Here is an 18,577-nt window from a genome sequence, read left to right on the forward strand (position 1 = left end):
TATCTAGTGTCCAGGCATAGACATTCAGAGAGACAGTCCACCACGATATGCTAGTTGCTAACTAGGTCAAAGATAACATACTCCAAGACAGCGTGCTACACGAATCGACACCTACATCGGTCCAGAACAAGGATGCTGGCAGTATACCGTATCTACACAGCAGCGTTTGCTCCCCTTTTCCGCTCTGATCTAGGGACTGTGTAAAATTGTCGCGAGACAACCCAGCTGTGGTGATTCCGAACGATACGCCGGTTTCTCGCTGAGTATCTTTCCCACCCTCGTGCCCTACAGGCAGTGGGACACCTTCGAAGCCCTTTTCACTCTGAACGAGGGGTGGGGGTGGGCACACACCCCATTCAGAGTGAAAACCTGCAGTCAGCTATCGCCGCTTCCCCGAGCTTCCCGCTCGAGCCGTTACACTCTGAACGAGGGGACCGGGGGACGGGGATGGCGACAGCGACGCCACACCGATCGTTCAACGACGGTGAGGGTGACTTCCGCTGTGGAACCTGCAGCGCGACGTCCTCGGGACCGACCGCCGAGATGCTGATGGGCAACCGCAAAGGTCCCTACTGAGCTCCCGTTCGATTTCGGCCGTATCCCGTTCGATCCCGCGTCCGATCGGAGTCGTCCCTTTCCGACCCGATTCGGCGCTGCCCGATCCGATCTCGAGCGGACTTGTGTTTCGCTGCACCTCCAACCCTGTCCCACATAACCACCCCCTAATAAATGGGCCCGTATATTTTGGGCAGTAGTTGGTACGGATCCCACGGAGAGAAGGGAGTAGAACGACGATGTCCGCGACGAACTACGACCGCGACCCCGCCGACTCCGAATCGCCTCTCTCGACCGAAGACGACGTCGACGTCGACTCCGTCCTCACGGCCCTCGAGGACGGCGACTGCCGAACGATCCTCGAGGCGACGACCGACGAGGCGCTGACCGCCTCCGAGGTCGCCGAACGGTGCGAGATCCCCTCCTCGACGGTGTACCGCAAACTCGAGCTACTGACCGATGCAGGACTGCTCGAGGAGCGGATCCGCATCCAGATGGGCGGCAAACACGCCAGCGAGTACTATCAGTGTTTCGATGAGATAACGGTCTCCGTGACCGGCACCGACGAGATTTCGATCGACGACCCGGGGCAGGGCTCGAGTGCGCTCTCGGACTAAGATCGACACTTCTGCGAGCTCCCGCCGATGCTCGAGCGATCGCCACGCAACGTGCTCTGATTCGACCGGTCTACAGGAAGAGCTCCATCTCGTGTTCTCCGCGCCCGCTCGCCGTCGTCTCGAATCCGGCCGACCAGTAGAGATTCATCGCGATCCGGTTCGAGCGGGAGACGGTGAGCCAGACGTGCTCGACGCCGTGCTCCTGTCCCTGGCCCAGCAGCCCGCGGATGAGCTGCGTGCCGATTCCCGCCGCCTGGTACTCCGGTCGGACGAAGATCGCGAGCTCGAACAGCTCGCCGGAGGGGACCAACACTGCGTGGCCCACCGCGTCGTCGCCGTGGTAGGCGACGGTGTTGTACCCGTCCTCGAGCAGCCCCTCGAGCCACTCGCGGGTTCGATCGTCCGACCTGGGCGGGAGCCCCTGTGACCGCGACTCCTCGTCGAAGTGGCCGTACATCTCGACGAGGGGTTCGGTGCCGCCGTCGTACTCGACGACCGTTATCGTCCGGCCCTCGTGATCGTCGGCCGTCGTCGGCGGACGCGGGAACCGCGATCGCTGGTCGGGCGGGAGGGTCATGTGCTGTACTCGGTAGTGGACGTTCCTAAGCCTGTCCCGGGTTCCCAGCGGCTGGGAGCGAGCGAGCATCCGTCGTTTCGGTCGAGAGACTCGGTACCGTACGTCTCTACGGGACGAGCGCGTCACGGTTTTCCCCGTTCGGGCCGAAGCGCCACCGTATGAAACGCCGTCAGTTTCTCTCGACGACTCTCGCCGCGACGGGCGTCGCGACGATCGCCGGGTGTTCCGGCACCGGCGACCTCGACGGTGACGACGGCTAGTTCCCCTCCCGCGACGTTCCCGGCTACGCCGGGTGGGTCCCCGAGGCGAGCCGAGGAACGGAGACGGGAACGTTTTTCGCCCACCTCGACTGGACGGCCCTCGAGGACGTCGAGCGGGAGGCCGACGTTCCGAGAACTGACGACGAAACCGAGGCGTTCCTCGAGGAGGCTCCGATCCTCGGCCTTCCGGTGTACGGCGGTCTGGTCGCTCCGTTCGCGGTGTCCGGGATCGCGTTCTACCCCTTCTCCAACGATCTCCTCCCCGAGGACGGCCAGGAGGTCGACGGGATCGCGACCGACTCGGTGACCTGGACCGAGAACGTGCTCGTGTTCCATGGAACGTACGACCCCGAACTCTTCGTCGCGCAGTACTCCGAGGAGTTCGAACAGGCGGACGAACGGAACGGGTACACCGTCTACGTCGCCCCCGAGGAGCTGGCCTACGCCGTCTCGGAGGACGCGGTAGTCGTCGCGATCCAGCCCGGCGACGACGACGGGTACCGACCCGAAGCCGTCGTCGAGGACGCGCTCGAGCGTCGCCTCGACGAGGTCGACCGAACCGTCGACACCGACGACGGTCGCTGGCTCTTCGAGACGACGGGCGACGCCGCGATGGCGTTCGGCGTCTGGAACGTCGAGAGCTTCGACGACGCGCTCGAGCCGGCAGAGGAGCTCGGCGCCGGCGACGAGCCGCGAGTCGACCTGGATGTGGGCGGCAATCCCGTCCTCAGCGACGTCGATGAGTTCGTCACTACTCTCGTGGTCGATACCGAGGACGGCGACCTCCTCGAGACGGAAGCCCGATTCTCGGGGCGCTATCCCGAGGATTCGGTCCCCGCCGAGAGCATGGTTCGGGACCACCTCGTCGACGAGGACGTGCCCCACGAGATCAGCCTCGAGGGGAATCGCGTCCACGCGTCGGCGACGTTCGAGGAACTGCCGTCGTAGGCTGTTCGGGAGTTGGGGTCGGGTGGCTTGGGATTGCTTCCGCTAAAAGGTATCTACGCACTACTGCTCTCGGTTGAGCGGGTTTGTTTCACGAGAAAATATCTGAAATATAGTCCCGGGCGGATTCGAACCGCCGTCATGGGCTCCAAAGGCCCATATGATTGGCCACTACACCACGGGACTTCTCACTCCGGTCGAAGCCCCGTAAGGATCGCAGTTCCAAGGGAACTGCTCACCACCACGGGACTCCTCGTGTTACGCGCAGATGCGGCTTATCCGCGTAACGGTTTATGAGTTGCTGTTTCCCGTCGAGATGTCGATCGCCCCGATTTCGGCTAGCCGGTGGCAGCTTCGGCACAGACAGACGAGGTTATCTATCGAGTGGGCGATCTGTGGATCACTGAACTCGCGAACGGGAACGATATGATGTACATCCGGTTCCTGTCCGAGTTCTTCCTCGGTAGCTCCACAGTTTTTACAGCGGTGGTCGTCTCGATCCAACGCTCGTCGTCTTACTTCTCGCCAGTTCCCGTTGTAGACGTTCTGGTCCGAAGCATCCCGCATCATGAGCGAGAGGGATAGACAGTTGTGACTGCAGAACCTCACAGGATATCTATCGGCTCGAGACTGAAGGACGTCTATTATTCTACCGCAAAACTCACAGACTTTCTTGGTCCGCTCGATCTCGTGCACTTCGTAGTACGGTTCTCCGAGAAACTCGGACGATGCTTCCACACATTCCGGACAGTACACTCCTTTCTTGTCCGACGGATAGAACTCGAACGTCTCGTCACACCGTTTGCAAGTCGTTTCTTCCCGCTTTCCTGTCCAGTTTCCGTTGTGTTCCCCCGCGTTCGGATTACAGTTGTCGCAGAACTTCCGGCGAGCCTTCGGGTCGTAGAACTCCGTTTCACAGCCCTTACAGGTTCGGTTTAGTAGCGGCTCCCCGTGTACTTTCGTGTGGTGCTGTCGCATTCCTCGCTCCGACTGGAGGGACTTGTCACACGTTGGACAGTCCATACCGTCGTTGACCTCGCTATCGTACGTAAAGCTAGGTCAACGGACAAAATCGACTGGGACCCGCGAAAATCGGGATCGGTGACGGCGTTACAGGTAGCCTTCGTCGGCCAGCCGCTCGATACCTTCCTGCAGGCGCTCCTCGCTCGCGGCGTAGGAGATCCGGGCGTACCCCGGCGTACCGAACGCGCTGCCGGGGACCGTGGCGACGTGGGCGTCCTCGAGTGCGCCCTCGCACCACGCCTGGTCGTCCTCCGAGACGGGCAGCATCATGTAGAACGCCCCCTTCGGAACGGCGACGTCGACGCCGTGGCCCTCGAGCAGGTCCACCACCAGGTCCCGTCGCTCGGCGAAGGCGGCGACCATGTCGTCGACGGCCTCGTCGGTGTTCTCGAGTGCTTCGACGCCGGCGTGCTGGACGAAGTTTACCGCCGAGGAGACGGAGTGGCTGTGCAGTTTGCCGGCCTGGTCGATCAGTTCCTCGGGGCCGGCGAAGTACCCGAGCCGCCAGCCGGTCATCGAGTAGGCCTTCGAGAAGCCGTTGACCGTGACGGTGCGCTCTTCCATCCCCTCGAGCGTTCCCAGGCTCGTGGGCTCGACGCCGTAGGTGATCTCCTTGTAGATCTCGTCCGAGATCACCGTCACGTCGTGCTCGACGGCGAGGTCGCGGACGCCCTCGAGCGCCTCGTCGGAGTAGACGGCGCCCGTGGGGTTCGACGGCGAGTTGACGATCAGCAGTTCGGTGTCGTCCGACACCGCGGCCTCGAGGTCCTCGAGGCCGGGCTCGAGCTGGAACTCGTGTTCGGAGAGGTCGACCCGCGAGAGCGAGCCGCCGGCCATCTTGACCATCGCCTCGTAGGAGACCCAGGCGGGATCGAGCAGCACGACCTCGTCGCCCTCGGCGATCAGCGCCTGGACGATCTCGTAGAGGGCCTGCTTCGCCCCGGGCGTGACGATGATCTCGTCGGTGCCGTGCTCGAGGCCGTCCTCGGCGAGCTTCTCGGAGATCGCCTCGCGCAGCTCGAGAATCCCCGCCGAGGTCGTGTAGCCGGTGTGGCCGGCGTCCATCGCATCCTTGCCGGCCTCGACGACGTTCTCCGGCGTGGGGAAGTCGGGTTCGCCGACCGAGAGGTCGACGACGTCTTCGCCGTCGTTCTCGAGTTCGGTCGCGAGTGCGGAGATGGCGAGCGTTGCGGACGGTTCGACTCGGGTCAGGCGGTCGGTGAATTCCATGGTCATCGTTGATCTGGGTCGGGTAGCTCGGCGACGAGGTCGAGCGCGCCGTCGACGGCCTTCGCCGCGTTGTCGACGCGTTCCCGGGCTTCCGCGGCTGACATGCCGGGGCCGGTGACGCCGAGCGTCACGGGTGTGTCACGCTCGAGACTGACGTCGGAGAGTCGCTGTGCGGCCGCGTCGGTGATCACCTGGTCGTGGTCCGTGTCGCCGGTGATGACCGTGCCGATCACGGCGACGGCGTCGACGTCCTCGAGGCGAGCGAGTCGGTCGGCCGCGAGCGGGGCGTCGTAGACCCCCGGGACACGAACCGTCTCGTACACCTCGGCGCCGGCGTCGGCGGCGGCCTCGCTGGCGACGGTCTCCATCTGCTCGGTGATCTCTCGGTTGAACTCCGCGACCACCAGTCCGAGCGTGGTCATACTCGAGCGGTCGGGTGGGGAGTTCAAAGAGGTACCGTTCTCGGCGGACGGCGCGGCTCTTTGGCCGAGGACGAGCCATCGCCGCGAACTGAAGCGGACAGTCGGTCGTCGTTCGCCGAAGTACTCACGAACGTGCCGACCGCGGCCGTTCTCAGCCGAAGAAATCGGCAGCATTGAGAATACTTAAGCGACGGCCCGTCCAACTCACAGCCGATGACGACGCTACGGACGCCGGGGCCGACCCTCGGCGTGGTCGGTGGCGGACAGCTCGGACGAATGCTCGCCGAGGCGGCCGCACCGCTCGGCGTCGAGGTCGTCGTGCTCGATCCGACGCCGGACTGTCCGGCCGCACCCGTCGCGCGCGATCAGATCGTCGCCGAGTTCGACGACGAGGCAGGTATTCGGGAGCTCGCCGCCCGGGCCGACGTCCTCACCTTCGAGATCGAACTGGCCGACCAGGATGTCCTCGAGCGGGTCAGCGAGGAGTCGGGAACCCCCGTCCACCCCGATCCCGCGACCCTCGAGACGATCCACGACAAGCTCGTCCAGAAACGGGCCCTTGAGGACGCGGGCGTCCCCGTCCCGCCGTTCCGGGCGGTCGAGGGTCCCGACGACGTCCGCGAGGCGATCGACGACTACGGCGCGCCCGTCATGCTGAAGGCCCGGACTGGCGGGTACGACGGTCGCGGGAACGTCCCCGTCGAGTCGAAAGCCGACGCGGAAGACGCACTCGAGTCGGTCGCCGGCCCCGCGATGGTCGAGTCGTTCGTCGATTTCGAACGCGAGATCTCGGTGATCGCGGTCAAAGGCGACGGCGAGACCGCAGCCTTCCCGATCGGCGAGAACGTCCACGAGGACGAGATCCTGCGGGAGACGATCGTTCCCGCCGGCTCGAGCGAGGCCGTCGAACAACGAGCCCTCGAGGTCGCCGAGGACGTCCTCGGGGTGATGGACGGGCGTGGCGTGTACGGGATCGAACTCTTTGAAGTGAGCGAGGCGCGTAGCGCTTCGGAGGACTCGAGCGACGGCACCGTCCTGCTCAACGAGATTGCCCCTCGCCCGCACAACTCGGGACACTGGACCATCGAGGGCGCACAGAGCTCGCAGTTCGAACAGCACGCCCGAGCCGTGCTGGGCTGGCCGCTGGCGGCGACCGACCTGCGCTCGCCGACCGTCTCGGTGAACCTGCTCGGCGACGTCAAGGAGTCGCGAGACGCCGAACTCAGAGACGTCGAGCGGATCCTCGAGACGCCCGCGGCGAACCTCCACTGGTACGGCAAGCGACAGGCTCGGCCGCTGCGAAAGATGGGCCACGTCACGATCACTGATCGTGAGGGCGAGACGGCCGAGGATTTACTCGAGACCGCCCGTGAACTCGAGCGTTCCGTTACGTTCACTGCGGAGTGACGAGCGAGCGGGAAGTGACGGACGGGCCAGCACAATATATCGAAGTTTCGACACGACGAGCGCGTTCCATCTTGGGTCCACGGCGAATGCTTCTCTGACCCGACGCCGACGAACCGTACCGTTTCTTTGTCGACGGATCGTAGTCTCGACTCATGCCCGCCAACTCGGTTTCGGAACTGATCGACCGTCTGCACCGCGAAGCCGAACTGGACCTGCCCGACGCCGAGACCCCCGACGTGGGTATCGTGATGGGCAGCGACTCCGACCTCGAGGTGATGTCAACCGGAGGCACCCGTCGCGGCGCCTACGACGCCCTCGTCGACGAGCTCGGCTTCGAGGAGCAGACCGACTACGAGAACCCGCCCGAGGCCCGGTTTACCTTCGAGACGTACGTCACCTCCGCCCACCGCACGCCGGAGCTGATGACCGCCTACGCCGAGACGGCCGAGGACCGCGGGCTCGAGGTGCTCATCGCCGGCGCGGGCGGGAAGTCCGCGGACCTGCCGAACATGACCGCCTCGATCGCCTACCCGCTTCCGGTGATCGGCGTCCCCGTCCAGGAGAAGTCCGTCGACAGCGTGATCGGGATGCCGACGGGCGCGCCGCTGGTCGCTGTCGATGCCGGGAAGTCGTTCAACGCTGCGCTGTCGGCAGCCCAGATCCTCGCCCGTCAGCACGAGCCGGTTCGAGAGCGACTCCTCGAGTATCACGAAGGACTGCGAGCGGAGGTCGGTGAGGTCTCCCGGCGGCTGCACGACGACGGCACCGCGCGCTTCTCGAGCGAGTAGCCGACTGACGGCGCCCCCGGTCGGCTTGTCGGTTCAGTCTCCAGTGGGGCTATCGATTCGGGACCGTCCCACGTGAGAGATTGGGGCTTCTTTCGGCGATGAACGGGTCAGGAGTTGTGCTGCCGATCATTCGGCCGATACCCCGAACGACGAAAACGGATGCTGATGCTCCTACCGGCCGAAACAGCAAGAATCAACCCTTATATGCGTGGGGTCAGAAGATTCGGACGTTACCGAGATGAATGACTGGATCGCTATCGGCGCGCTCGCGCTCGTCGGACTGCTGATACCGTTCGGGATGATGGCGGTATCGTACCTCCTGCGGCCGAGCGTCCCCGAAACGAGCAAACGTGCCACCTACGAGAGTGGCGAGGTGCCGACCGGCGGGACGCGCATCCGATTCAACATCCAGTACTACATGGTTGCGCTTCTGTTTCTCGTCTTCGACATCGAAACCGTCCTGTTGTTTCCGTGGGCGGTTGTCTATCAAGATGCGCTCGCGGCCGAGGAGTACGGCCTCGTCCACGCTCTCGGTCCGATGCTGGCGTTCGTCGCCATCCTGCTGATCGGGTTCGCCTGGGCGTGGCGCACCGGCGCCGTTCAGTGGGCGCGAACGCCAGAGCAGGTGGAGGCCGGAGCTGATCGATAATGAGTAGTGACAACCCACGCCAAGAGATCTACGACAGTACCGCCCCGTCGACCGACACTCGAGAGGCGCGGATGGGTGCCGGCCCCGACGATCGATTCAACTCGAAGCTTCGGGAGGCGTTCGGTGCGTCGCCGTTCATCCTCACGAAGTTCGACCAGTTCATGAACTGGGTTCGGGGGAACTCGATGTTCATGCTGCAGTTCGGGATCGCCTGCTGTAGTATCGAGATGATTCACACGTACGCGATCAAACACGACCTCGACCGCTTCGGTGCGGGCGTCCCTCGAGCCTCGCCGCGACAGGCCGACGTGATGATCGTTCCCGGAACGATCGTCTCGAAGTTCGGCCCGCGGATGAAGCGGGTCTACGACCAGATGCCCGAACCCAAGTTCGTCGTCGGGATGGGATCGTGTACGATCTCCGGAGGTCCGTTCCAGGAGGGGTACAACGTCGTCAAGGGTGCCGAGGAGATCATCCCCGTCGACATCCACGTTCCCGGCTGCCCGCCCCGACCGGAGGCGTTGATCTACGGCGTCGCCAAGCTTCAGGAACGAATTCGCAACGGCGAGACCTCGCCCGTCGTGGTCAAGCCGTACGAACTCGAGCAGTTCGGCGACCTTCCGAAGGACGAACTCATACAGAAACTCGCGGACGATATCGACGAGGAGGACCTCGTCATGCGGTACAACTGGGCTGATTCGCCATGAGCACGGAACTCGAACCACAGACACCGGAGGTCACCGAGAACGACCTCGAGGCGCTGATCGGCGACCGCGCGCTCAGACGTGACGACCACCTCAACGCGCCGGGCTTTGTCATCCGGCCGGACGACGTTCAGGACGTCCTGTTCGATCTCCGGGACGAGGCGGGGTTCGACCACCTCTCCTGTCTGACCGCCCAGCAGTACGAGGACCGCTACGAGTCGATCTACCACATGAAGAAGTATGCCGACCCGACCCAGGAGGTGTCGGTCGTCGTTCCGACGTCGGTCGATAACCCGGTCAGCCAGTCGGCCGAACCCGTCTTCCGCACCGCCGACTGGCACGAGCGGGAGGCGTTCGACCTGGTGGGGATCGACTACGAGGGCCACCCCGACCCGCGCCGGATCCTCCTGCCCGAAACCTGGCAGGGTCATCCCCTCTCGAAGGACTACGACCAGGAGCAGCCACAGGTCGTCACTCTCGCCGAGCACGCCAACCCGATCCAGCCCGATCACCACGACGAGGAGTCGGACACGATGTTCCTCAACATCGGTCCCCACCATCCGGCGACCCACGGCGTACTCCACGTCAAGACGGTGCTCGACGGCGAGACTGTCGTCGACATCGACCCCGACATCGGCTACCTCCACCGCTGTGAGGAACAGATGTGCCAGCAGGGAACCTACCGCCACCAGATCATGCCCTACCCGGACCGATGGGACTACGTCTCGGCTGGCCTACTCAACGAGTGGGCTTACGCTCGCGCCGCGGAGGATCTGGCCGACATCGAGGTCCCCGAGTACGCCCAGGTCATCCGGACGATGGGCGCGGAACTCTGCCGGATCGCCTCGCACTTCCTGGCGCTCGGCACGTTCTGTCTGGACGTCTACGGCGACTTCAACGCCGTCTTCCAGTACTCGTTCCGCGACCGGGAGGTCGTCCAGGACATCTTGGAGGACCTGACCGGTCAGCGGCTGATGTTCAACTACTTCCGACTCGGCGGGGTCGCCTGGGACCTGCCCGAACCCCGCGACGAGTTCATCGAGAAGGCCCGGGACTTCCTCGACGAACTCCCGGCGAAGATCTCCGAGTACAACGACCTCGTAACGGGCAACGAGATTTTCCAGGTGCGCTGCAACGATACGGGTGTCCTCGAGCCCGACCTCGCCAAGTCCTACGGCTGTACGGGGCCCGTCGCCCGCGCGTCGGGGATCGACTACGACCTCCGGCGAGACGACCCCTACGGCTACTACGAGAACCTCGACTGGGACGTCATTACCCGCCAGGGCTGTGACAACTACGCTCGTGTCCTCTGTCGGATGGAGGAAGTCGAGGAGTCCGCGAAGATCATCGAGCAGTGTCTCGACCTGCTCGAGGACTGGCCCGAGGACGACCGCGAGATCCAGGCGAACGTCCCCCGGACGCTCAAACCGGACCCCGACACTGAAATCTACCGGGCCGTCGAGGGTGCGAAGGGTGAACTCGGTATCTACATTCGGTCGGACGGGACCGACAAACCCGCCCGATTCAAGATCCGCAGTCCGTGTTTCCACAATCTCTCGTCGCTCGAAGAGATCAGCGAGGGTGACTTCATCCCCGATCTGATCGCCTCGCTGGGCAGCCTCGATATCGTGCTCGGAGAGGTGGATCGATGATCGAGGGGACGCTCATCCAGGCCGGTGATACGGTCTTGCTTCCCGAGCGGATCGGCGACCTGACCGGGCTCGACCAGTTCGGCCTCGCCGGAGAGCTGCTCGCGGCATTTCTCGCCGCGTTCATCGTCGGCAACCTGATGCTGGCGATGACCGGCGTCGCCGGCCCGTGGGCGAAACGGAAGATCACCGCCGCGTTCACGGACCGGATCGCCGTCAACCGACTGGGACCCGCCGGGCTATTGATCATCGTGGCCGACTCCGTTCGGCTGCTCTCGAAGGAGAACATCATCCCCGAGAACGCCGACCGACCGGCCTACGACCTCGCACCGATCGTCGTCGCGTCCTCGGCGCTGCTCGGCTTCGCGGTTATTCCGATGGGCAGCGGAATTCATCTCGCCGACCCTGAGGTCGGCCTGGTGTTCGTCTTTGCGGTCGCCGGCATCGCGAGTCTCGGCCTGGTGATGGCCGGCTACTCGTCGGCGAACAAGTACTCGATGCTCGGCGGTCTCCGTGCCGTGGCACAGAACGTCGCCTACGAGATCCCGCTCGTCGTCACCGGGATGTCGGTCGTTATCTTCACCGGCAGCCTGCAGATGAGCGAGATCGTCGCGGTCCAGAACCAGCCGCTGGTCGATTTCGGCCTGTTCGCGATTCCGGCATGGTTCGCGATCGTCAACCCGTTCGCGTTCGTTCTCTTCCTGCTCGCGAACTTCGCGGAGGTCGGCCGCAACCCGTTCGACACGCCGGAGGCACCGACGGAGATCGTCGCCGGCTACCAGACCGAGTACTCCTCGGTGTATTTCGTCCTGATCTACCTCGGCGAGTTCCTCCATATCTTCCTCGGCGGGGCGATCATCGCGACGATCTTCCTCGGCGGCCCCGCCGGACCCGGTCCCGAGGCGCTCGGGATCGTCTGGTTTATCATCAAAATCTGGGGCGTCTTCCTGCTGACCCAGTGGATGCGGTCGGCGGTGCCGCGAGTTCGAGTCGACCAGCTGATCGAAATCGGCTGGAAGGGACTGCTCGTCCTTTCGTTTGCGAATCTCATCTTGACCGCGATAATCGTGGGGATCATCCAATGATTGGGATACTCAAATCGATGGCAACGACGATGAAACACGCACTGGATGGCTCGACGTTCACCGTCGAGTATCCGGAGACCGCACCGGACGTCTCCCCGCGCTTTCGGGGCGTCCACAAGTTCAGCCAGGAACGCTGTATCTGGTGTCGCCAGTGCGAGAACGTCTGTCCGAACGACACCATCCAGATCGTGATGGACGACCAGCGAAACGGCGAACAGTACAACCTCCACATCGGCCAGTGTATCTACTGCCGGCTCTGCGAGGAAGTCTGTCCAGTCGACGCGATTCTGCTCACCCAGAACTTCGAGTTCACGGGCGACACCAAACACGATCTGGTGTACAACAAAGAACAGCTGAAGGCCGTCCCGTGGTACAAGGACATCGACCCGCTCGAGTCACGCGAACCCGACCGGGGCGCGTGGATCGGTGAGGGTGACGGGGAGGTCGATTATCAGTAATCGGGCCGCCCGTCCCGAGAACGGGCAGACACTCACAATAATGACATATGAGCTGATCGCGTTCGCGCTGTTCGCGTTCGTCACGCTCGCCAGCGCGCTCGGCGTCGTGTTGCTTGCTGACCCGTGGCACTCAGCACTGATGCTCGGCGTGACGCTGGTCAGCGTCGCGGTGTACTACGTGATGCTGGCGGCGGAGTTCGTCGCCATGATGCAGATCCTCGTCTACGTGGGCGGGGTGCTCATCCTTATCACGTTCGCCGTGATGCTTACCCAGCGCGAGGACGCGGACGCGGAGACGGAGACCGACGAGGTGGTACAGACATGACGAACGGGCCGCAACTCCGGCTCGGCGAATCGCTGTTGCCCGGTATCCTCGCCGTTGCGCTGTTCGGCGTGATGGCGATGATCGTGCTCAACACCGGTTTCGCCGACGAGATGGTCGGCTTCCCCGAGGGGATCTCGGTCACCTCCGAGATCGGCTACGCGCTGTTCGACTTCACGGCGCTGCAGTCGACGGAGGGGTCGATCGGCAACACCGAGCCGTTCCTCATTTCGTTCCTGCTAATCGCGGTCGTCCTCGACGCCGCGCTGGACGCCGCGCTCGTGCTCGCGAAACGCGAGACCGAGGGTGAACCCATCGCGGCGCTCTCGAGCGTCTCGACCGGCGACTCGGCAGGTGCCCAGCCCGCGGCAACCGATGGCGGCGCCGAGAACGGCACCTCCCGCTCGAGCGGAGGTGAGCAGCGGTGAACGTTCCCATCGAGTACTTCGTGTTGCTGTCGATGGCGCTGTTCTCGATCGGTCTCTTCGGGATTCTGACGCGCCGAAACGCACTGATGTTCCTGATGTCCGTCGAGATCATGGTCAACGCGGCCAATATCAACCTGATCGCGTTCGCGCTGTATCACGGCAACCTCACGGGACAGGTGTTCGCGCTGTTCGTGATGGCGCTCGCTGCCGCAGAGGTCGCGATCGGACTCGGGATCATCCTAGTGTTGTACCGCAACTTCCGTGACGTCGACGTCACGGTTCCGACGACGATGAGGTGGTAAGATGGAAGGGTTATTCGACTACGCACCGGCGATCGCGCTGTTCCCGCTTGCGGCGTTCGTCATCGCTCTGGCCTTCGGGCCGAAGCTCCCGAAGAAGGGGGCGATTCCGGGCATCGTTGCGACGGCTGGCTCGCTGGCCCTCTCGCTCGCGATGGTCGCGGCTGTCGTGGGCGGCGAGGAGGGGTACTATCACACGACACTGTTCACGTGGGCGGCCGGCGACGCCGCCGGCGAGGTCGGCGAGGGGATCGAGTTCACGTTCGGTATCCTGATCGACCCACTCGCCGCGCTGATGCTCGTGATCGTCTCGCTGATCGCCTTCCTCGTTCACGTCTTCAGTCTCGAGTACATGAACGCCGAGGGCGAGACCGGACTCCCACGGTACTACGCCGGGCTCGGTCTGTTTACGTTCAGCATGCTCGCCTTCGTCTATGCAGACAACCTGCTGATGGCGTTCATGTTCTTCGAGCTGGTTGGACTGTGCTCGTTCCTGTTGATCGGTTTCTGGTTCCGCACCCGATCGGCACCTTCGGCTGCGAAGAAGGCGTTCCTTGTCACCCGATTCGGTGACTACTTCTTCCTGATCGGGGTCGTCGCCATCGCCGCGACGTTCGGCACGCTCCAGTTCGCCGGCGACGACTCGTTCGTCGCCGCGGCCGAGGCGGCTATCGACGACGGCGGCCAGCTGTTCGGCTTCGACGCCGAGACCTGGGTGACGATCACCGGGCTGCTCGTCCTCGGCGGCGTCATCGGTAAGTCCGCCCAGTTCCCGCTACACACCTGGCTACCCGATGCGATGGAGGGTCCCACCACCGTCTCCGCGCTGATTCACGCGGCGACGATGGTCGCGGCCGGGGTCTACCTGATCGCCCGGATGTTCGGCTACTACGCCCTCTCGCCGACGGCGCTGGCGATCATCGCCTTCGTCGGCGGCTTCACTGCGCTGTTCGCGGCAACGATGGGCGTCGTCAAAGACGACATCAAACAGGTGCTGGCGTACTCGACGATCAGCCAGTACGGATACATGATGCTCGGGCTGGGAGTCGGCGGCTACGTCGCCGGAGTCTTCCACCTGATGAACCACGCCTTCTTCAAGGCGCTGCTGTTCCTCGGGGCCGGCGCCGTCATCATCCTCATGCACCACGAACAGGACATGTGGAAGATGGGCGGTCTGAAGAACAAGGCTCCCGTCACCTACTACACGTTCCTCGCGGGCGCGCTCGCGCTCGCCGGGATCATCCCGTTCTCGGGCTTCTGGTCGAAAGACGAGATCCTCTACGACGCCCTGATCGTCGGCACCGAGGAGCCCCTGATCATGGCGGCGTACGCGATGGGACTGCTCGCCGTCTTCTTCACCGGCTTCTACACGTTCCGGATGGTGTTCCTGACGTTCCACGGCAAGCCGCGTTCGGACGTCGCCGAGGATCCCCACCCGGTCGGCTGGGCAGTGAAGTTCCCGCTGATCGCACTCGGCGTCCTCGCGGTCATCGCGGGCGTCGCGAATCTCGCCCCGGTCGCGAAGCTGACCGGACTCGAGATCGAGTTCTTAAACGAGTGGCTCAGCGGCGGTGCCGAGGGGGCGAACTACGCCGCCTACACCGACGCACTCGCGGCCGTCTACGACACCGGCTTTATCGGAACTGAGTCGACGACCGTGCTGATCGCAGCGGGGCTGTCCCTGCTGCTTGCCTTCTCGGGCGCCGGTCTGGCCTGGAAGCTGTACAACGTTCCGGAGCCGGTCGCACACAAGGAGCGTCTCGGGAGCGTTCGCGAGACGATCGAATCCAACTACTACCAGGACGAGTATCAGGTCTGGCTTGCGGAGGGGCTGACCCTGCCGCTGGCTCGAGCCGCGGACCGGTTCGACCAGACCGTCATCGACGGCACCGTCAACGGCGTCTCGTCGGTGAGCCTGTTCGGCAGCGATCGGATCAAACGGATCCAGACGGGGATCGTAACTAACTACGCGGCGCTGATCGTAACCGGCTTTATCGCCCTGGTTATCGTGCTCGGCGTTCTTGGAGGGTGGTTCCTATGATGATCGAAGCGCTACTCGCGGTGACACTGGTCGGTGCGCTGGTAACGTTCGTCGCGCCGAATCGCATCGCCGGCAAGCTGGCCTTCGGGATCAGCCTGATCCCTGCGGCGCTCAGCCTGTGGATGTTTACGGCGTTCGACGGCAGCGGAAACGCCTTGCTCGACGGCGAACTCGCCTTCGAGTCCCAGTTCGAGTGGATCCAGCTGGGCGACTACACCATCTCGTGGCTCGTCGGCCTCGACGGGATCAGCCTGCCGCTGGTCGTGTTGACGACGGTCCTGACGTCGCTCGCGATCATGAGCTCGTGGACGCCGATCGACGAGCGCGAGTCGCAGTTCTACGGGCTCGTGCTCTTTATTGAGGCGAACCTGATCGGCGTCTTCACGGCGCTTGACTTCTTCGTCTGGTTCATCTTCTGGGAGGCCGTGTTGATCCCGATGTACCTGCTGATCGGCGTCTGGGGTGGTCCGCGCCGGAAGTACGCGGCGATCAAGTTCTTCGTCTACACGAACGTCGCCTCGCTGCTGATGTTCGGTGCGTTCATCACGCTCGTGTTCGGCCTCGGCGACGTCACCAGCTTCGCGCTGCCCGAGGTCGCCACGGCGATGCTCGAGGGCGGGCCTGACGGCTTCGCCGGCCTCGGCGGCTCGGCGCTTGCCTCGGTCGTGTTCGTCGCGATGTTCCTCGGGTTCGCGGTCAAGGTTCCCGTGGTGCCGTTCCACACCTGGCTGCCCGACGCTCACGTCGAAGCGCCGACCCCCGCGTCGGTGCTGCTGGCGGGCGTCCTGCTGAAGATGGGGACGTACGCCCTGCTGCGGTTCAACTTCACGATGTTCCCGGAGCAGGTCGAGGCCTACGCCATCCCGATCGCCGCGATCGCGGTCATCAGCGTCATCTACGGCGCGATGCTCGCGCTGGCCCAGACCGACCTCAAGCGGATCGTCGCCTACTCCTCGGTGTCGTCGATGGGCTACGTTATCCTCGGTCTGGTCGCCTACACCCAGTTCGGCGTCGGCGGTGCGACGTTCCAGATGGTCAGTCACGGTCTGATCTCCGGACTGATGTTCATGGCCGTCGGCGTCATCTACAACGCGACCCACACTCGGATGGTCACCGACATGTCCGGGATGGCCGATCGAATGCCCGTCGCCGTCGGCATCCTCGTCGCCGGCGCCTTCGGCTACATGGGACTGCCGCTGATGAGCGGCTTCTTCGGCGAGTTCGCCATCTTCTTCGGCGCCTTCGGCTCCGGACTGCTGGCGTACTCGCAGCTCTTCACCTCGCTGGCGATGTTCGGTATCGTCATCGTGGCTGGCTACCTGCTGTTTGCCCTCCAGCGGACCGTCTTCGGACCGTATCACCTGGAAACCGACTACGACGTGGGCCGCGCGCCACTACACGACGTCGCGCCGATGTTCGTGTTGCTCGGCATCATCATCGCCCTCGGCGTCGCGCCCGAACTGATCTTCGACATGATTACAGACGCGGTCGATCCGATCCTGGAGAACGGAGGTGACGCCTGATGGCGGTGTTCGAGCTCCCCGACTGGGCCGCACTCGCCCCGGCGTTGATCCTCGTGGCGACGGCACTCGCGCTGTTCGTCATCGACAGCATCAACCCGCACACGAAGAACCGATCGCTGCTCGCGGGCACGACCGCAGTCGGCGCGCTCGCAGCGCTGGGCGTCGCCGTCTGGTTCATGGTCGCCGGCGTCGGCACGCCCACCGCCGCTGGCGGTCGCGGCGTCGTCGAGCTGTTCGGCGGCCAGCTCGTGGTCGACCAGATGGCGCTGTTCTTCATGACCGTCGTCTCGGTCGTCACCGCACTCGTTGCCGTGGCGAGCTACGACTACATGGGCGACCACGCCTACCAGGCGGAGTACTACTCCCTGATGATGCTCGCGGCGACCGGGATGGCCACGATGGCCGCCGCGAACAGCCTGGTCACGATCTTCATCGCCCTCGAGCTGGCGAGTCTCCCATCCTACGCGCTGGTCTCGATCCTCAAGGACAACCGCGGCAGCGTCGAGGGGGGGCTGAAGTACTTCCTGATCGGCGCGCTCTCGTCGGCGATCTTCGTCTACGGGATCTCGCTCGTATACGGCGCGACCGGTCACCTCCAGCTCGAGGCGATCGCGGATAACCTCCAGGGTGCCGGCGAGTACGGCGGCCTGCTCGGGCTCGGCATTCTGATGTTGATCGGCGGCTTTGCGTTCAAGACCGCCAGCGTGCCGTTCCACTTCTGGGCGCCAGACGCCTACGAGGGCACGCCCGCACCGGTCGCGGCGTTTCTCTCCTCGGCGTCGAAGGCGGCGGGCTTCGTGATCGCCTTTCGCGTGTTCACGACGGCGTTCCCGCTCGAGCCGACGACCGCGGTGATCGGCGTCGACTGGACGCTCGCGTTCATCATCCTCGCGATCGTCACGATGACGCTGGGTAACTTCGCCGCGGCGACCCAGGACAACGTCAAGCGGATGCTCGCGTACTCCTCGATCGGCCACGCCGGCTACGCCCTCATCGGACTCGCCGGGCTCTCGGCCGACGGCGGCGAGATCGTAATGGGCGCGGCGATGATGCACCTGCTGGTCTACGGCTTCATGAACACGGGTGCGTTCCTGTTCGTCGCACTCGCGGAGTACTGGGGTGTCGGCCGCACGTTCGAGGACTACAACGGACTCTCGAACCAGGCGCCGGTCGCCTGTTTCGCGCTCGGGATCTTCATGTTCAGCCTCGCGGGGATTCCGCCGCTGGGCGGCTTCTGGAGCAAGTACTTCCTCTTTACCGGCGCGATCGAGGCGGCAACGGCAAACAGCGCGATGTTGATCGTCGCCGCGGCGCTCGTAGTTAACAGCGCGATCTCGCTGTACTACTACGCGCGGCTGGTGAAGGCCGTCTGGATCGAGGACCCGGTCTCCGGGCGCGACACGCTCTCCCAGCCGACGGGCCTGTACGCGGCGATCATCTTCGCCGCCGTCCTGACCGTCGTCGCGTTGCCGGTGTTCGGCCCGATCGCCGACGCCGCGCTCGAGGCGGCGACCGTCGCGATCAGCTAACCTCGGCCGCGTCGGCGTTCTCGACTCCGTTCGATCTCACCCGAGCCGGTAGCTTTTACCCGACAG

21 protein-coding genes and 1 tRNA gene are annotated in these 18,577 nt (G+C 64.2%); 17 read left to right on the forward strand and 5 right to left on the reverse strand.

All coding sequences use genetic code 11. The features are described 5' to 3' along the window. Positions 1-447: 447 nt before the first annotated feature. Complete coding sequence (locus tag QA600_RS12080; RefSeq protein WP_278292198.1) at positions 448-576, forward strand: hypothetical protein; 129 nt, start codon at positions 448-450, stop codon at positions 574-576. A gap of 218 nt (positions 577-794) precedes the next feature. Further along, on the forward strand, positions 795-1,172 hold the full coding sequence (locus QA600_RS12085) for a helix-turn-helix domain-containing protein (RefSeq protein ID WP_278292199.1): 378 nt from the start codon (positions 795-797) through the stop codon (positions 1,170-1,172). Between the two features lie 70 nt (positions 1,173-1,242). Here QA600_RS12085 and QA600_RS12090 read toward each other — a convergent pair whose 3' ends face one another. Next, on the reverse strand, positions 1,243-1,749 hold the full coding sequence (locus QA600_RS12090) for a GNAT family N-acetyltransferase (protein ID WP_278292200.1): 507 nt from the start codon (positions 1,747-1,749) through the stop codon (positions 1,243-1,245). Between the two features lie 158 nt (positions 1,750-1,907). Between QA600_RS12090 and QA600_RS12095 the strand changes: the two genes are divergently transcribed. Together QA600_RS12095 and QA600_RS12100 are read left to right on the forward strand one after the other, a co-directional pair. After that, on the forward strand, positions 1,908-2,009 hold the full coding sequence (locus QA600_RS12095; RefSeq protein WP_278292201.1) for a twin-arginine translocation signal domain-containing protein: 102 nt from the start codon (positions 1,908-1,910) through the stop codon (positions 2,007-2,009). A 189-nt stretch (positions 2,010-2,198) separates the two neighbouring features. After that, entirely contained in the window at positions 2,199-2,957 is a 759-nt protein-coding gene (locus tag QA600_RS12100) for a hypothetical protein (RefSeq protein WP_278292202.1), read from the forward strand. A 110-nt stretch (positions 2,958-3,067) separates the two neighbouring features. Here the strand turns inward: QA600_RS12100 and QA600_RS12105 are convergent. The 4 genes from QA600_RS12105 to ribH all read right to left on the reverse strand — a co-directional run bounded on the left by QA600_RS12105 (position 3,068) and on the right by ribH (position 5,629). Then, a tRNA-Gln gene (locus tag QA600_RS12105) sits at positions 3,068-3,140 on the reverse strand. A gap of 105 nt (positions 3,141-3,245) precedes the next feature. Next, on the reverse strand, positions 3,246-3,977 hold the full coding sequence (locus QA600_RS12110; protein ID WP_278292203.1) for an HNH endonuclease signature motif containing protein: 732 nt from the start codon (positions 3,975-3,977) through the stop codon (positions 3,246-3,248). A gap of 87 nt (positions 3,978-4,064) precedes the next feature. Then, on the reverse strand, positions 4,065-5,213 hold the full coding sequence (locus QA600_RS12115; RefSeq protein WP_278292204.1) for a pyridoxal phosphate-dependent aminotransferase: 1,149 nt from the start codon (positions 5,211-5,213) through the stop codon (positions 4,065-4,067). Beyond that, positions 5,210-5,629, reverse strand: a complete 420-nt coding sequence (gene ribH, locus QA600_RS12120) for a 6,7-dimethyl-8-ribityllumazine synthase (RefSeq protein ID WP_278292205.1) — start codon at positions 5,627-5,629, stop codon at positions 5,210-5,212. Before ribH ends, QA600_RS12115 begins: the two co-directional genes overlap by 4 nt. A 213-nt stretch (positions 5,630-5,842) precedes the next feature. Here ribH and QA600_RS12125 point away from each other — a divergent pair, with 213 nt between their 5' ends. The 13 genes from QA600_RS12125 (at position 5,843) to QA600_RS12185 (ending at position 18,511) form a co-directional block, all read left to right on the forward strand. Further along, on the forward strand, positions 5,843-7,036 hold the full coding sequence (locus QA600_RS12125; protein ID WP_278292206.1) for a 5-(carboxyamino)imidazole ribonucleotide synthase: 1,194 nt from the start codon (positions 5,843-5,845) through the stop codon (positions 7,034-7,036). 152 nt (positions 7,037-7,188) lie between these two features. Further along, complete coding sequence (locus QA600_RS12130; protein WP_278292207.1) at positions 7,189-7,824, forward strand: AIR carboxylase family protein; 636 nt, start codon at positions 7,189-7,191, stop codon at positions 7,822-7,824. Positions 7,825-8,062: 238 nt separating this feature from the next. Beyond that, entirely contained in the window at positions 8,063-8,473 is a 411-nt protein-coding gene (locus QA600_RS12135; RefSeq protein ID WP_005553434.1) for an NADH-quinone oxidoreductase subunit A, read from the forward strand. Next, entirely contained in the window at positions 8,473-9,180 is a 708-nt protein-coding gene (locus tag QA600_RS12140) for an NADH-quinone oxidoreductase subunit B (protein WP_278292208.1), read from the forward strand. Before QA600_RS12135 ends, QA600_RS12140 begins: the two co-directional genes overlap by 1 nt. After that, on the forward strand, positions 9,177-10,829 hold the full coding sequence (locus QA600_RS12145; RefSeq protein WP_278292209.1) for an NADH-quinone oxidoreductase subunit D: 1,653 nt from the start codon (positions 9,177-9,179) through the stop codon (positions 10,827-10,829). The genes QA600_RS12140 and QA600_RS12145 overlap by 4 nt, the downstream gene beginning before the upstream one ends. Next, positions 10,826-11,911 (forward strand): complex I subunit 1 family protein, encoded by a 1,086-nt coding sequence (locus tag QA600_RS12150; protein ID WP_278292210.1) that lies wholly within the window; start codon positions 10,826-10,828, stop codon positions 11,909-11,911. Before QA600_RS12145 ends, QA600_RS12150 begins: the two co-directional genes overlap by 4 nt. Continuing rightward, on the forward strand, positions 11,908-12,369 hold the full coding sequence (locus tag QA600_RS12155; RefSeq protein WP_278292211.1) for an NADH-quinone oxidoreductase subunit I: 462 nt from the start codon (positions 11,908-11,910) through the stop codon (positions 12,367-12,369). Before QA600_RS12150 ends, QA600_RS12155 begins: the two co-directional genes overlap by 4 nt. Before the next feature lie 40 nt (positions 12,370-12,409). Next, entirely contained in the window at positions 12,410-12,694 is a 285-nt protein-coding gene (locus tag QA600_RS12160; protein WP_278292212.1) for an NADH-quinone oxidoreductase subunit J, read from the forward strand. Next, positions 12,691-13,119 carry a hypothetical protein gene (locus QA600_RS12165; protein ID WP_278292213.1) on the forward strand — a complete coding sequence of 143 codons (429 nt, stop codon included), beginning with the start codon at positions 12,691-12,693 and terminating at the stop codon, positions 13,117-13,119. Before QA600_RS12160 ends, QA600_RS12165 begins: the two co-directional genes overlap by 4 nt. Then, the gene (gene nuoK / locus QA600_RS12170) at positions 13,116-13,421 is read left to right on the forward strand and encodes an NADH-quinone oxidoreductase subunit NuoK (protein WP_005553423.1); all 306 of its coding nucleotides are present in this window, start codon (positions 13,116-13,118) and stop codon (positions 13,419-13,421) included. Before QA600_RS12165 ends, nuoK begins: the two co-directional genes overlap by 4 nt. Before the next feature lies 1 nt (position 13,422). Next, entirely contained in the window at positions 13,423-15,459 is a 2,037-nt protein-coding gene (gene nuoL, locus QA600_RS12175) for an NADH-quinone oxidoreductase subunit L (RefSeq protein ID WP_278292214.1), read from the forward strand. Next, positions 15,456-16,982 (forward strand): NuoM family protein, encoded by a 1,527-nt coding sequence (locus QA600_RS12180; protein WP_278292215.1) that lies wholly within the window; start codon positions 15,456-15,458, stop codon positions 16,980-16,982. Before nuoL ends, QA600_RS12180 begins: the two co-directional genes overlap by 4 nt. Next, positions 16,982-18,511 carry an NADH-quinone oxidoreductase subunit N gene (locus QA600_RS12185; RefSeq protein WP_278292216.1) on the forward strand — a complete coding sequence of 510 codons (1,530 nt, stop codon included), beginning with the start codon at positions 16,982-16,984 and terminating at the stop codon, positions 18,509-18,511. The genes QA600_RS12180 and QA600_RS12185 overlap by 1 nt, the downstream gene beginning before the upstream one ends. Positions 18,512-18,577 lie beyond the last annotated feature (66 nt).

Origin of the sequence: Natronococcus sp. A-GB1 (assembly GCF_029688845.1) — an archaeon.
Lineage (GTDB): Archaea > Halobacteriota > Halobacteria > Halobacteriales > Natrialbaceae > Natronococcus.